Genomic DNA, 11,704 nt, shown 5'->3' with positions numbered 1-11,704 from the left:
TTCGGCTTCGGCTTCGGCTTCGGCTTCGGCTTCGGCTTCGGCTTCGGCTTCGGCTTCGGCTTCGGCTTCGGCTTCGGCTTCGGAAAGGGCCTCTTCTAGCGGCTCATCCGCGTCAACGACTGTCTCATCACGCTGCGAGGTGAATTCAACCGTTTCGTCCGACTTGGGGTCTTCCACCGGCTTTTGATCGGTTTTTTTCTTACGAGCCACCGCGACGTTCCCCTTATCGAATCCAATTTCATATGAATAACAGACCACTCTAAGTTAATCAGTGGTCTCTCCACGCTCAACCCGCATCGCGTGTTTGACAAGCTTTTTCACGGCTTTCCGCATTTTCTTGGGTGTCGGCTCTTTGGCGATCTTCAGGCGCTCATAGTCCAAGGAATAAAGGGGCTCGGCCGTGGCTTCGCTAATGGCAACCAGCCACAAGGGCGCGGTTCCGGTCCAAATTTCGGCAAATTGTCGCGCCGTTCGGGGCGAAAACAGCGGTGCGAGAACGGGTCTGTCACTGGATGTGGCCGCAGCCGCTTCGGATGTCAGCGGTAACAAACGCTGTTGATAAACAATCTGTTCGTGAACCGTCAGCCCCGATTCGGTCAGACGCCCGGCAACATTTCCCCGCGTATGTTCACCCCTGAGATGCAGCAACGGGCTTTCAGGCCGGTGTTTCAACAGGTAGGCCACCAGTTCTTCGGCGGTACTACCCACCATCAATGCATCCCATCCAGCCCCTTTGGCGGTTCCAGTGGTCGCCGGACCAACACAATAGGCGGGCAGATCGGGTTTAACGCCCAGCGACGCGGCGGCATTGACCGAGTTGGCCGAAGTAAAGATCAATCCGCGAATTCCGTCCGTTTCGACCGCAACCCTCAGGGGTCGGATTTCCAGGATCGGAGAATAGATGACATCCACCCGCGACCTGACGCGGTCCGACAGCTGTGCGACAAACCTTTCAGAGGCGGCGCGAGGGCGGGTCATCAACAAATACAATGGCGGAGCCTTCGGCCTTGGGATTGTTTGCGTCCGCGCAGGGTGATACCCCGCTTGCGTGTCATGATGCAACGGATCAGGCCTATGGTGCAAACACTTACCGTTCTTGGATTGGAAAGCAGCTGTGATGACACGGCCGCCGCTGTTGTGCGCCAATCCGATGGTGCCGGTGCCGAGGTTCTGTCGTCTATCGTTCACGGTCAAACCGAGCTGCACAGCGCATTTGGCGGCATCGTGCCGGAAATCGCAGCGCGGGCTCACGCCGAAAAGCTGGACATTTGCGTGGTACAGGCGTTGGAGGCTGCAGGCCTGACGCTGGCCGATATGGATGCAATCGCCGTCACTGCGGGTCCCGGCCTGATCGGAGGAGTTATGTCCGGCGTCATGTGCGCCAAAGGGCTGAGCGCGGCAACCGGGCTTCCCTTGATCGGCGTAAACCATCTGGCCGGTCATGCGCTGACGCCACGTCTGACGGATGGTATCGCCTTTCCCTACCTGATGCTGCTGGTTTCAGGCGGGCACTGCCAGTACCTTATCGCGCACGGACCCGAGCAATTTACCCGACTGGGCGGAACAATTGACGATGCCCCCGGCGAGGCGTTCGACAAAACCGCCCGCCTGCTAGGCCTGTCGCAACCCGGTGGTCCTTCTGTGGAGACTGAAGCACGTTCTGGCGATCCCAAGCGTTTCCGGTTTCCCCGACCTCTGCTGGATCGGCCGGGATGTGACCTCTCCTTTTCGGGGCTGAAAACCGCATTGATGCGGATGCGGGATCAGATTGTTGCCGAAAAGGGCGGCCTGACCCGTCAGGACCGCGCTGATCTGTGTGCCGGATTTCAGCAAGCCATCGTCGATACTCTGGCCGAGAAAACCCGCCGCGCGATTGACAGGTATCTTGAGGAAATCCCTACAGACCCGGTTATTGCCGTCGCAGGTGGTGTGGCCGCCAATACCGCCATTCGATCCGCATTAGAGACTGTTTGCGCAGAAAAAGGCGCGCGCTTTACCGCACCGCCGCTCAACCTTTGCACCGACAATGCCGCCATGATCGCCTATGCCGGGATGGAACGGTTTCGCCTGGGCGCACGCGACGGGCTGGACTTGACGGCCCGTCCACGCTGGCCGCTGGATAAAACCAGCCCCGCGATGCTGGGCGGTGGCAAGAAGGGCGCCAAGGCATGAGCATTTCCGTTCTGGGATCTGGCGCATTCGGCACGAGCCTGGCCATTTCACTGGCCGGGAACGGGCCGGTTACGCTGTGGTCTCGGGATCAGGATCAGGCCCAGCATATGCAAACAGCGCGTGAAAACACCCAGCGTTTGCCTGGCATGGCTTTACCTGCTGATATCACGGTGACATCGAACATCGATCAGGCGACCAAGGCTGATGTTCTGCTGATAGCTGTCCCCATGCAAAAATTGCGCGATGCCTTGCAAGCGCAGGCCTCTGATCTGGCCGGAAAAACCTTGGTGGCGTGCTGCAAGGGTATCGAGCTATCGTCCGGGCTTGGGCCGATTTCAGTGATCCAGCAAACGATCCCGGATGCGCGACCCGCCCTGCTGACCGGGCCCAGCTTTGCCGACGACATTGCACGCGGACTGCCAACGGCGCTAACCTTGGCCTGCGCAGATGACTCGCTGAGTCTGACGCTGCAACACGACCTGACCACTGCCAACCTGCGCCTTTATCGAACCACCGACATGATTGGGGCGGAACTTGGCGGCGCCTTGAAGAACGTAATGGCCATCGGATGCGGCGCTGCAATCGGGGCCGGGTTGGGCGACAGCGCACGCGCCGCTTTAATGACACGCGGGTTTGCAGAAATGCAGCGCTTTGCGCTGATGCGCGGGGCGCGACCTGACACTCTGATGGGATTGTCTGGATTGGGGGATCTGGTCCTGACTTGTTCGTCCGAACTGTCCCGAAACTATCGCTTTGGCCTATCATTGGGTCGAAAGATCCAGTTCGACACCCACACCACTGTTGAAGGGGTCGCCACAGCGCGGGCCATGACGGAAATTGCCGCCGCCGAAGGGCTGGACATGCCAATCAGTACAACGGTGGCAGACCTTAGCAGTGGCGCCTACAGTGTGACCGAAGCTATCCGAGCCCTGCTCAACCGACCCCTGAAGGAGGAATAATATGCTGATCGCTCTCATCGCCCGTGACAAGAACGGCGCGCTGCAAACCCGGCTGGACAACCGCTCGGCCCACCTGGCTTATATCGAGGAAACCGGTGTTGTTTCCCAGGCAGGTCCGCTGCTGGACGGCGACGCAATGATCGGCTCGTTGATCATTCTGGAGGTCGAAGACATGGCCGCCGCGCAAAATTGGGCGGACAACGATCCTTATGCAAAAGCCGGGTTGTTCCAATCGGTTGACCTGATTGCGTGGAAAAAGGTCATAGGCTGATGGCGTACTGGCTGTTCAAATCCGAACCATCGACCTGGGGTTGGGACCAGCAGGTTGCAAAAGGGGATGCGGGCGAAGAATGGGACGGCGTGCGCAACTATCAGGCGCGCAATTTCATGCGTCAGATGGCAGTTGGCGATCGCGGGTTCTTTTACCACTCGCAAAAGGACAAGGCGATTGTCGGAATTGTCGAGGTCTGCGCCGAGGCGCATCCCGACAGCACCACAGATGATGAGCGTTGGGAATGCGTGGACATCAAGGCCGTTCGCCCGTTTGCAACCCCCGTCACGCTGGACCAGATCAAGGCTGACGAACGTTTGGGGGAAATGGTTTTGGTCAAAAACTCTCGCCTGTCTGTTCAGCCAGTCAGCGAGGCGGAATGGCAGGTGATCTGCGATCTGGGCGGCACGCAGGCTACTTAATAACAGATTAAAGGGAAGGCCCTGACAGATGCAGAACCTTCCCTACCCCGCGTGCTCCCGACTCACCACACGCGTATGGAAATTTTGGCTCTGACCGTCCTGGTCACGTCCTGACACTAACCGATCCATGCGGCGCGGTTCAAACGGCAAGTACTTAAAATTGGAAACGCCCGCCAGGGATCTGACGGGCGCTGCAAAAAAGGTGTGGCGGGATCAGCCGTAAACAGCCTCTTTGCCGAAGTGCTTGGTCAGCATGTAATACACGACGGCGCGGTATTTGTTACGCTCGGACATGCCATAGGTTTCCAGTGCCTTGTTGATCGCTTCCATCAGTTCCGGTCCGTCCGACAGGCCCAGCTTTTTGATGAGGAAGTTGTTCTTGACCGTTTCCAACTCACCTTCCTGAGTTGCCGCGACAGTCGATGCGTCGGCGTCATAAATTGCAGGGCCACAGCCGATTGTGACTTTGGTCAGCAGATCCATATCTGCGTCCATACCGCATTTGGACTTCAGGTCCTCGGCATATTTAGCGATCAGGTCGTCGCGTTTTCCCATGGTTATCTCCCGGTTGAAACTCGTTTTTGGCCTTACCAGCGCCGCAGACACGGTAACGGGAGCGGGAATTTGCACAAAGGGAAAAATTAGCGGCATTCCCCCTAAACCCTGCCGGTCTGATCTGAGGCTTGATTTTGCTGGCCCTTTATTTAACAATAAGGTTAAATATGTTACTTGTTCTAGAACCAGGAGGCTACAATGCCTGTGTCGCTACCCAACGAAACTTCGCAATACAGAACCGCACGAAACACCTTGCTGTCGGCTGAAGCCGAACTGCGGGCTCAGATTGAAAATGTTGCAAAGCTGCGCCGCGGTTTGCCCAAAGGCGGGGCAATTCCGCGGGACTATGCATTCCGGTCAGACAAGGGTGCGCCGACACCGCTGTCGTCTTTGTTCGGATCACATGACACCTTGGCTATATACTCGCTTATGTACGGGCCGGATGCAGAGGCACCTTGCCCGATGTGTTCTGCCTTTCTGGACGGGTTGAATGGACAGATCGCACATATATCGCAGAAAATCGCCTTTGCGGTCGTGGCGCAAAACACCTGTGAAAGGCTGGCAGCGCTGAAAGCGGAAATGTCGTGGGATGATCTACCGCTTTATTCTGCATTGGGCACAGACTATCAGCGCGACTATCTGGCCGAGGCCGAGGATGGAAGCCAACTGCCGATCCTGAACGTCTTTCAGCGCGATGCGGACGGCATAAGCCATTTCTGGAGTTCCGAGCTGTTCTTTGAGCCCAGCGACTGGCATCCGCGGCACGTGGATGCGGCGTGGCCCCTGTGGAATATTCTGGACTTCACACCGCAAGGACGCGGAGATTTCTTTCCATCTCTGCGTTAAATACCCATCAAGTTAAACTATCGGCAATAACCCCAACCGGGACCCTGTAGATGAAAGTGATCCGCGTGCAAGCGATTGAAATCAGGACCCAATACCACACGAAACCAATCACATGCGCCGCGCCAGATCTGGCGCAAAAATTGACCCTCAGGTTCTTCGGTACTCCAATCGGATAGCAAGGTCAGGCTGCGCCCATCAGCGAATTGCAAACCAACAATATCAATGGAATCCGCCTTGGCATGGCTGCTCCAACCGCTGCTCTGACCCTGAGCGGTACGCATCTGGCGGCAATTGTAACTGCCCACATGCCGCAACCGGCTGACCTGCGTGCCCAGAAGGTCTTGTGCCGCTGGCTGAACGACATGATGCTCCCACATGGCCAGCCGCAGAGTGGTCGCGCAACTGGTTTCAACCGCATTTACACCCGATGTCACCAGCGCAGACAACAAACCGCGCCCGGTGATGCCGCAATTCTCATCCACGATCAGATCATCCATCGCTTCAAAGTTTGCGCCGGCGTCGGCCAAGGCAGCGCGGCACTGTACTTCAATCGCCAGCGCGCGATTAAGCTGATACCGGGTAATCGGCGTGACCGGCGCGGTGATTTTCAGCTCTCGCAAAGGGTTCCAATGCGATGGCACGGGTGTTTCCGGATGCGCCAGCAACCACCATCCGCCCCCTCCGAACAGAATGGCTACAACAGCGATACTAAAAACAAAAGACGCCGCCGATAACAGGAATCGGCGGCGTCCGGAGTGTTTACTCATGCGTTCTTTCGCACTCAATAACGGTAATGTTCCGGCTTGTAGGGGCCTTCGGGCTTCACACCAATGTAAGACGCCTGCTCGTTATCCATCTTGGTCAGCTTCACGCCGATACGATCCAGATGCAAACGCGCGACCTTCTCATCCAGATGCTTGGGCAGGATGTAGACGTCGTTGTTGTACTGGTCGCCCTTGGTGAACAGTTCGATCTGCGCCAGAACCTGGTTGGTGAACGAGGCCGACATCACGAAAGACGGGTGACCGGTCGCGTTACCAAGGTTCAGCAGACGGCCTTCGGACAGCAGAATGATGCGATTGCCCGAGGGCAGTTCGATCATGTCCACCTGTTCCTTGATATTGGTCCACTTGTGGTTCTTCAGGCTGGCCACCTGAATTTCGTTGTCGAAGTGACCAATATTGCCGACGATGGCCATGTCCTTCATCTCGCGCATATGCTCGATGCGGATCACGTCCTTGTTGCCGGTGGTGGTTATAAAGATGTCGGCCGATGCGACTTCGTCTTCCAGCAACGTGACTTCGAAACCGTCCATCGCGGCCTGCAGGGCGCAAATCGGGTCAACTTCGGTCACTTTCACACGGGCACCAGCACCGCGCAGCGACGCGGCCGAGCCTTTGCCAACGTCACCGTAACCGCAAACCACGGCAACCTTGCCGGCCATCATGGTGTCAGTGGCGCGGCGGATGCCGTCAACCAGCGATTCCTTGCAGCCGTATTTGTTGTCAAACTTCGACTTGGTGACCGAGTCGTTCACATTGATCGCCGGGAACGGCAGTTGGCCGTCTTTCACCAGTTGATACAGGCGGTTCACGCCGGTGGTGGTTTCCTCAGACACGCCCTGAATCTGGTCGCGCATCTTGGTGAACCAGCCCGGCGATGCTGCCATGCGCTTGGCGATCTGCGCCTTGATGACTTCTTCTTCTTCGGATGTCGGAACAGCGATGATATCCTCACCCGCTTCGGCACGTGCGCCCAGCAGAATGTACAATGTCGCGTCGCCGCCATCGTCCAGAATCATGTTTGGGCCATCGTCGAACAGGAAGGACTTGTCCAGGTAATCCCAGTGCTCTTCCAGTGTCTGACCTTTGATGGCGAAGACAGGAATACCTGCCTCGGCAATTGCTGCCGCCGCGTGATCCTGGGTCGAGAAGATGTTGCATGATGCCCAGCGCACATCCGCGCCCAGCGCGACCAGAGTTTCGATCAGAACAGCTGTCTGAATGGTCATGTGCAGCGAACCGACGATACGGGCACCCGCCAGAGGTTTGCTTTCGCCATATTCTGAACGCAGGGACATCAGGCCCGGCATCTCGGTTTCGGCGATGTCCAGCTCTTTGCGGCCAAACCCAGCCAATGAAATGTCTTTAACGATATAGTCCCCGGCCATCAGGTGCTCCATTTCCGGTAAATCATAGTCCGGGCAGCCCCTAGCATTCCTTGGGGCAGGTGGCAACGCAAATGGCCGAAAACTAGGTGAACCTGTGGTTCAAATCAACTTGGTTCACCCTTTAGCTCTATCTTTGGAATCGCTTCAAAAAAATCGGTGCCAACGGCGACAATACAACTAATGCCGTTCGCCTGGGTCACCAGAACCGTATAGCTTCCGGTTGTCTTCGAGGTCCAAACCTCCATAACAGCCCGTGCGCCCTGCGTTTTCTGCAATCCGCCAAAGACCAGTTCTTCTGAATAACTGTCCTGCAGTTTGGCGATCACATGTTCGCGCTGTGCACAGCTTTTGGCGAAGGCAGGCGGCGCAGTGGCGGCCATGCCGAAGGTCAGGGTTATAGCAAATAGACGTTTGAACATAACATGCTCCTTTCGATACGTGTTTCAGTACGAGAGGGGCACAACTGAAAGGAGTACGCCCCCCTCAGTCCATATGTCGGGATCAAAACGTGCAGGTTCAAAGCACGAAAGCTCAATAAATTGTTGGCAGCCTGTGATCCAGACAGGTACATCATAGCACAAAAGCGCGAAGTTAACGTGTCCTAGTTCACAAGGCATGGCAGAATGGCAACACAACCCAGAGCATGGCAACGAATGCTTTCCGGTCGCAGGCTGGATTTGCTGGACCCGACGCCAGTGGATATCGAGATCGAAGATATCGCGCACGGTCTGGCCTTTGTGGCCCGCTGGAACGGTCAGACAGCAGGTGATTTTGCCTATTCCGTAGCCGAGCACTCCCTTCTGGTTGAAGAGCTTTTCGGCCGGATTTCCCCCAAAGCCCCGGTAAAATGGCGATTGGCCGCGCTGTTACACGATGCGCCGGAATATGTGATCGGGGATATGATCTCGCCTGTTAAATCAGCCGTTGGCCCGGATTACGGGGCGCTGGATGACCGGCTGGCTGCGGCGATCCACATTCGGTTCGGCCTGCCGGCGGAGGTGCCGAAAACAGTGAAACGGCAGATCAAGAAGGCCGACAAGATCAGCGCCTGGATGGAGGCGACACAGATTGCTGGATTTTCTGAGGCTGAGGCGACCAAATTCTTTGGTCGGCCAGATAAAGCAGTGATGGAGGGGTTGGCGATCACGTTACGCCCGCCGATTGAAGTGCGGCGGGCATATATGGAACGTCATATGGCTCTGCTGACGCAGCTTTAGCCGAAGACGTAAAAACACAGCTTATTGCCGTCCAGATCGCGAGCATAAGCGCCGTAGAACCGATCAGGGACGCGCTGGCCAGGTTCCCCCTCATCTGTAGCACCAAGGCTGATTGCCTTCTCGTAGAGCGCCTTAGCCTCATCCTTAGAGTCAGCTGCAAAAGCAACCATTCCGCCATTACCGGTCTCGCAGGCTTCGCCATCATAGGGTGTGCAAACGGCTAGCATCGGCGCCGAAGGGTCATTGCCGATGAAAGCGATGCGCCCAGCGTCGATCACAACCTTTGCGCCCTTGTCGGCAAATAGTGTCGTATAAAAACTTTTGGCGCGCTCCAAATCCGAAACGCCGATGGTCACATAGCCGATCATTGATTTACTCCATTGTGACGAAAGATGAATTCCCTGCCCGAACCTCGGGCAAAGTGGAACTGGTATCAAGTCACTAAACTGTCAGGACCGGCGCACTATTGCAGACTTTTCCTGGGCCAGAGCATTCAAGGATTTTGGGCGGCCGGACAAAGCGGTGATGGAGGGGTTGGGGATCACGTTGCGCCCGCCGACAGAGGTGCGGCAGGCATAAACTGAACGGCACGAAGAACTGCTGTTGAAACTGTAGCCTGAAACGACGACTTTCACCCCTCAAATCAGGGGAAGACGTCGGGTTCTCCAAACTGGTTTGAACCACTCTCACTTGGCTGAATGTAGAAGTACAACAGGACCAGAGTTCCGATTATCGGAATCAAGCCAATCAACAGCCACCAACCAGTTCGTCCGATGTCGTGCAAACGTCTGGCTCCAATCGCCAGATTGGGAAGCAAAAGCCCAAGCGAAACCAAAACGGAAAGCGGTTGTCCGGCGTTCGGCTCAAACACCCCAAATCCGAGCATCGGAGCGATCAAAGCGCCATCAATTATTCGCGTCACCAGAAGAACGAGAAGAACGGCCAGAACCCACCACCAAAACGTCGGGCGCGAAGAACGCCCATTGAATTTGGCGTAGTTTGACAGAGCCCTTCGAAATGCCGTCGTGAGATTGTTCATGCCATCCTCCGCAATTGGACGGCATTCACATATCACTATTTCAAATTATTTAACACGGAAACTACCAGATTGGTGGTCTGCCAACAAACAAGTCACGCGTATGCCCCGGCCGAATAGGTCAGTTCATAAGAATGACTGTATAGCTCAAATACGTTTCCAAACGGATCTTCCATGTAGACCATGCGATAGGGTTTATCGCCAGGGTAGTATTTGCGAACCTGCTTCATTCGCTGTTTTCCACCGAGCTCTTCGATGATCTTGACCCGTTCTTCAAGGTTGTCGTCCTGAACACAAAAATGGAACAACCCGCGACGCCAATATTCGAACGGCCTCTCTTCTTCGATCGTGTTTGGAAACTCGAAGAGTTCAATACCTATACCATCCCCCATCGAAAGATGAGCAATCCGAAATGAACCCCAGCCTTCTCCAAAAACATCGTCACACATCTGACCTATGGCACTATCGTCATGCAGCACTTCGGTGGGCTCCATAAGCACATAGAGTCCAAATGCCTTAGAATAGAATTCTACCGCTTTTTCCAGGTCTGGAACGGTTACTCCGATGTGTGAAAAGGTTAGTGCAGACATTTTTAGAGACTCCTCGTTCCGCAGCAAACAAGAGAAAGGGCATCAGCAACCCTTGCCGATACCCCCGAAATAGTGCGCTTGTTTCTGTCTCCACGTCCAGAGCGAAGCAAAGATCCGCTTTGGTCCGACCAGAAGAGATTCAACGCGGGCTACGCTTCGCCAATATCCGCTGCAATGTCCGACGGTGCATGTTCAGGCGCCGTGCGGTCTCGGAAACGTTCCGGTCGCACAGCTCATAGACCCGCTGGATATGCTCCCAACGGACGCGGTCCGCACTCATGGGGTTTTCTGGTGGTGGGGGCAGTTCGTCGCCCTTGGCCAGTAGCGCATTGGTGATGTCGGTGGCGTCGGCGGGTTTCGACAGATAGTCGGTTGCGCCGATCTTGACCGCAGCAACGGCGGTGGCAATCGCACCGTATCCGGTCAGCACTACAACCCGGCTGTCGGGGCGCTTTTCGCGCAGAACTTCGACCACATCCAGACCGTTGCCATCTTCGAGTCGCAGGTCAACGACCGCGTAGGCGGGCGGGCGGGCGGTGGAAATAGCGCGGCCTGCGGCGACGGAACCTGCGGTTTCAACCTCGAACCCGCGTTTTTCCATCGCTTTTGCCAGACGTCTCAGAAACGGTTCGTCATCGTCCACCAAAAGCAGCGTTTTATCGGGGCCGATGTCGAGGTCAGAGCTGTCCGCCATATTCTGTTCTTTCCGCTATTTCACGCCTTTGGCTTAACCATGAGTAATAGCAGCGCCATCCCAAAGGTCAAACAACCCGTCGTTTTCTAGATTTTGTCGAGGAAGCAACCGACCTTGTCGGCCATCTGCTCGGCGGTGTCGTCCCGGTTGAAGAATTCGATGAACCCATCTTCGGGCGTGACAAGATATGTAAAGGTCGAGTGGTCGACCAGATAGTACTCATCGCTTTTGTCATGGGCCTTGTAGTAAGTTTTGTAGGCCTTGCTGGCGACCTTGACCTGCTCAGGCGTGCCGGTCAGCGCGATGGTCTTGCCGCCCAGGTTAAAGGCATAATCGGCCATCACTTCGGTCGTATCGCGATCCGGGTCAATTGAAATAAACAAGGGCGTCACGGACTGGCCACGCTCGGCCAGAATGTCCACGGCCTCGGCATTGCGGGACATATCGAACGGGCAGACGTCGGGGCAGAAGGTATAGCCGAAATATACCAGCGTCGGCTCGGTGATCACATCGGTATCGGTGACTGTTTCGCCCTTGCCGTTGAGCAGTTCAAAAGGCCCGCCGATGGCCGCCGTCCCGCCAGCAATCTGACTGGTCCGGCATTGTGCGAACTTGTCATCTGATCCGGCACCGCGCGTCAGCAGCCACATGGCCCCCAGGCCCACGGCAAGAACAACGGTTGCGAGGATGGCATAAAGACGAACCATGACATCAATCCTGACATAAGAGGGGTTGTTGATCGTTTCGGCCGGGACACCTATCAAGAAGTTCA

16 protein-coding genes and 1 pseudogene are annotated in these 11,704 nt (G+C 56.1%); 6 read left to right on the top strand and 11 right to left on the bottom strand.

The window, feature by feature from the left end; all coding sequences use genetic code 11:
- Both AC2FLA_RS06875 and AC2FLA_RS06870 read right to left on the bottom strand, forming a co-directional pair.
- A pseudogene (locus AC2FLA_RS06875) lies at nucleotides 1-210 on the bottom strand (hypothetical protein); the annotation flags it as partial.
- Between the two features lie 54 nt (nucleotides 211-264).
- Nucleotides 265-978: a uroporphyrinogen-III synthase gene (locus tag AC2FLA_RS06870; protein WP_496721380.1), complete on the bottom strand. Its 714-nt coding sequence runs from the start codon at nucleotides 976-978 to the stop codon at nucleotides 265-267.
- Nucleotides 979-1,074: 96 nt separating this feature from the next.
- On the opposite strand from AC2FLA_RS06870, the gene tsaD reads away from it, so the two are divergent.
- The 4 genes from tsaD to AC2FLA_RS06850 are packed head-to-tail and all read left to right on the top strand — an operon-like array spanning nucleotide 1,075 to nucleotide 3,824.
- Nucleotides 1,075-2,172, top strand: a complete 1,098-nt coding sequence (gene tsaD, locus AC2FLA_RS06865; RefSeq protein ID WP_496721379.1) for a tRNA (adenosine(37)-N6)-threonylcarbamoyltransferase complex transferase subunit TsaD — start codon at nucleotides 1,075-1,077, stop codon at nucleotides 2,170-2,172.
- Nucleotides 2,169-3,131 carry an NAD(P)H-dependent glycerol-3-phosphate dehydrogenase gene (locus AC2FLA_RS06860; protein ID WP_496721378.1) on the top strand — a complete coding sequence of 321 codons (963 nt, stop codon included), beginning with the start codon at nucleotides 2,169-2,171 and terminating at the stop codon, nucleotides 3,129-3,131. The genes tsaD and AC2FLA_RS06860 overlap by 4 nt, the downstream gene beginning before the upstream one ends.
- Before the next feature lies 1 nt (nucleotide 3,132).
- Nucleotides 3,133-3,402 (top strand): YciI family protein, encoded by a 270-nt coding sequence (locus AC2FLA_RS06855; protein ID WP_496721377.1) that lies wholly within the window; start codon nucleotides 3,133-3,135, stop codon nucleotides 3,400-3,402.
- The gene (locus AC2FLA_RS06850; protein WP_109313844.1) at nucleotides 3,402-3,824 is read left to right on the top strand and encodes an EVE domain-containing protein; all 423 of its coding nucleotides are present in this window, start codon (nucleotides 3,402-3,404) and stop codon (nucleotides 3,822-3,824) included. The genes AC2FLA_RS06855 and AC2FLA_RS06850 overlap by 1 nt, the downstream gene beginning before the upstream one ends.
- A 213-nt stretch (nucleotides 3,825-4,037) precedes the next feature.
- On the opposite strand, the gene AC2FLA_RS06845 is transcribed toward AC2FLA_RS06850, so the two are convergent.
- Nucleotides 4,038-4,379 (bottom strand): DUF2853 family protein, encoded by a 342-nt coding sequence (locus tag AC2FLA_RS06845; protein ID WP_282153670.1) that lies wholly within the window; start codon nucleotides 4,377-4,379, stop codon nucleotides 4,038-4,040.
- A gap of 198 nt (nucleotides 4,380-4,577) precedes the next feature.
- On the opposite strand from AC2FLA_RS06845, the gene AC2FLA_RS06840 reads away from it, so the two are divergent.
- The gene (locus AC2FLA_RS06840; RefSeq protein ID WP_496721376.1) at nucleotides 4,578-5,225 is read left to right on the top strand and encodes a DUF899 family protein; all 648 of its coding nucleotides are present in this window, start codon (nucleotides 4,578-4,580) and stop codon (nucleotides 5,223-5,225) included.
- A 17-nt stretch (nucleotides 5,226-5,242) separates the two neighbouring features.
- On the opposite strand, the gene AC2FLA_RS06835 is transcribed toward AC2FLA_RS06840, so the two are convergent.
- From AC2FLA_RS06835 to AC2FLA_RS06825, 3 genes are all read right to left on the bottom strand, one after another.
- Entirely contained in the window at nucleotides 5,243-5,992 is a 750-nt protein-coding gene (locus tag AC2FLA_RS06835; protein ID WP_496721375.1) for an extensin-like domain-containing protein, read from the bottom strand.
- A 14-nt stretch (nucleotides 5,993-6,006) separates the two neighbouring features.
- Nucleotides 6,007-7,395: an adenosylhomocysteinase gene (ahcY, locus tag AC2FLA_RS06830; protein WP_496721374.1), complete on the bottom strand. Its 1,389-nt coding sequence runs from the start codon at nucleotides 7,393-7,395 to the stop codon at nucleotides 6,007-6,009.
- Nucleotides 7,396-7,499: 104 nt separating this feature from the next.
- Entirely contained in the window at nucleotides 7,500-7,814 is a 315-nt protein-coding gene (locus AC2FLA_RS06825) for a hypothetical protein (protein ID WP_496721373.1), read from the bottom strand.
- Between the two features lie 204 nt (nucleotides 7,815-8,018).
- Between AC2FLA_RS06825 and AC2FLA_RS06820 the strand changes: the two genes are divergently transcribed.
- Nucleotides 8,019-8,612 (top strand): HD domain-containing protein, encoded by a 594-nt coding sequence (locus AC2FLA_RS06820; protein ID WP_496721372.1) that lies wholly within the window; start codon nucleotides 8,019-8,021, stop codon nucleotides 8,610-8,612.
- On the opposite strand, the gene AC2FLA_RS06815 is transcribed toward AC2FLA_RS06820, so the two are convergent.
- From AC2FLA_RS06815 to AC2FLA_RS06795, 5 genes are all read right to left on the bottom strand, one after another.
- Nucleotides 8,609-8,980 (bottom strand): VOC family protein, encoded by a 372-nt coding sequence (locus AC2FLA_RS06815; protein WP_058275170.1) that lies wholly within the window; start codon nucleotides 8,978-8,980, stop codon nucleotides 8,609-8,611. The genes AC2FLA_RS06820 and AC2FLA_RS06815 overlap by 4 nt on opposite strands.
- A 275-nt stretch (nucleotides 8,981-9,255) precedes the next feature.
- Nucleotides 9,256-9,651 (bottom strand): DUF805 domain-containing protein, encoded by a 396-nt coding sequence (locus AC2FLA_RS06810; protein ID WP_282119815.1) that lies wholly within the window; start codon nucleotides 9,649-9,651, stop codon nucleotides 9,256-9,258.
- 92 nt (nucleotides 9,652-9,743) lie between these two features.
- The gene (locus AC2FLA_RS06805) at nucleotides 9,744-10,238 is read right to left on the bottom strand and encodes a lactoylglutathione lyase family protein (protein WP_058275168.1); all 495 of its coding nucleotides are present in this window, start codon (nucleotides 10,236-10,238) and stop codon (nucleotides 9,744-9,746) included.
- Nucleotides 10,239-10,377: 139 nt separating this feature from the next.
- On the bottom strand, nucleotides 10,378-10,932 hold the full coding sequence (locus tag AC2FLA_RS06800) for an ActR/PrrA/RegA family redox response regulator transcription factor (RefSeq protein WP_058275167.1): 555 nt from the start codon (nucleotides 10,930-10,932) through the stop codon (nucleotides 10,378-10,380).
- An 86-nt stretch (nucleotides 10,933-11,018) separates the two neighbouring features.
- On the bottom strand, nucleotides 11,019-11,639 hold the full coding sequence (locus tag AC2FLA_RS06795; protein WP_496721371.1) for an SCO family protein: 621 nt from the start codon (nucleotides 11,637-11,639) through the stop codon (nucleotides 11,019-11,021).
- Nucleotides 11,640-11,704 lie beyond the last annotated feature (65 nt).

It is taken from the genome of Ruegeria sp. CDSA033 (genome assembly GCF_059612305.1).
Note: the sequence above shows the minus strand (reverse complement) of the source record. Positions and strands in the feature narration are given on the sequence as shown.

Bases quoted from the DNA above. Each gene is read 5' to 3' on its own strand.
- AC2FLA_RS06870 (WP_496721380.1), bottom strand. From the start codon at position 978: ATGACCCGCCCTCGCGCCGCCTCTGAAAGGTTTGTCGCACAGCTGTCG.
- tsaD (WP_496721379.1), top strand. From the start codon at position 1,075: ATGGTGCAAACACTTACCGTTCTTGGATTGGAAAGCAGCTGTGATGAC.
- AC2FLA_RS06860 (WP_496721378.1), top strand. From the start codon at position 2,169: ATGAGCATTTCCGTTCTGGGATCTGGCGCATTCGGCACGAGCCTGGCC.
- AC2FLA_RS06855 (WP_496721377.1), top strand. From the start codon at position 3,133: ATGCTGATCGCTCTCATCGCCCGTGACAAGAACGGCGCGCTGCAAACC.
- AC2FLA_RS06850 (WP_109313844.1), top strand. From the start codon at position 3,402: ATGGCGTACTGGCTGTTCAAATCCGAACCATCGACCTGGGGTTGGGAC.
- AC2FLA_RS06845 (WP_282153670.1), bottom strand. From the start codon at position 4,379: ATGGGAAAACGCGACGACCTGATCGCTAAATATGCCGAGGACCTGAAG.
- AC2FLA_RS06840 (WP_496721376.1), top strand. From the start codon at position 4,578: ATGCCTGTGTCGCTACCCAACGAAACTTCGCAATACAGAACCGCACGA.
- AC2FLA_RS06835 (WP_496721375.1), bottom strand. From the start codon at position 5,992: ATGAGTAAACACTCCGGACGCCGCCGATTCCTGTTATCGGCGGCGTCT.
- ahcY (WP_496721374.1), bottom strand. From the start codon at position 7,395: ATGGCCGGGGACTATATCGTTAAAGACATTTCATTGGCTGGGTTTGGC.
- AC2FLA_RS06825 (WP_496721373.1), bottom strand. From the start codon at position 7,814: ATGTTCAAACGTCTATTTGCTATAACCCTGACCTTCGGCATGGCCGCC.
- AC2FLA_RS06820 (WP_496721372.1), top strand. From the start codon at position 8,019: ATGGCAACACAACCCAGAGCATGGCAACGAATGCTTTCCGGTCGCAGG.
- AC2FLA_RS06815 (WP_058275170.1), bottom strand. From the start codon at position 8,980: ATGATCGGCTATGTGACCATCGGCGTTTCGGATTTGGAGCGCGCCAAA.
- AC2FLA_RS06810 (WP_282119815.1), bottom strand. From the start codon at position 9,651: ATGAACAATCTCACGACGGCATTTCGAAGGGCTCTGTCAAACTACGCC.
- AC2FLA_RS06805 (WP_058275168.1), bottom strand. From the start codon at position 10,238: ATGTCTGCACTAACCTTTTCACACATCGGAGTAACCGTTCCAGACCTG.
- AC2FLA_RS06800 (WP_058275167.1), bottom strand. From the start codon at position 10,932: ATGGCGGACAGCTCTGACCTCGACATCGGCCCCGATAAAACGCTGCTT.
- AC2FLA_RS06795 (WP_496721371.1), bottom strand. From the start codon at position 11,639: ATGGTTCGTCTTTATGCCATCCTCGCAACCGTTGTTCTTGCCGTGGGC.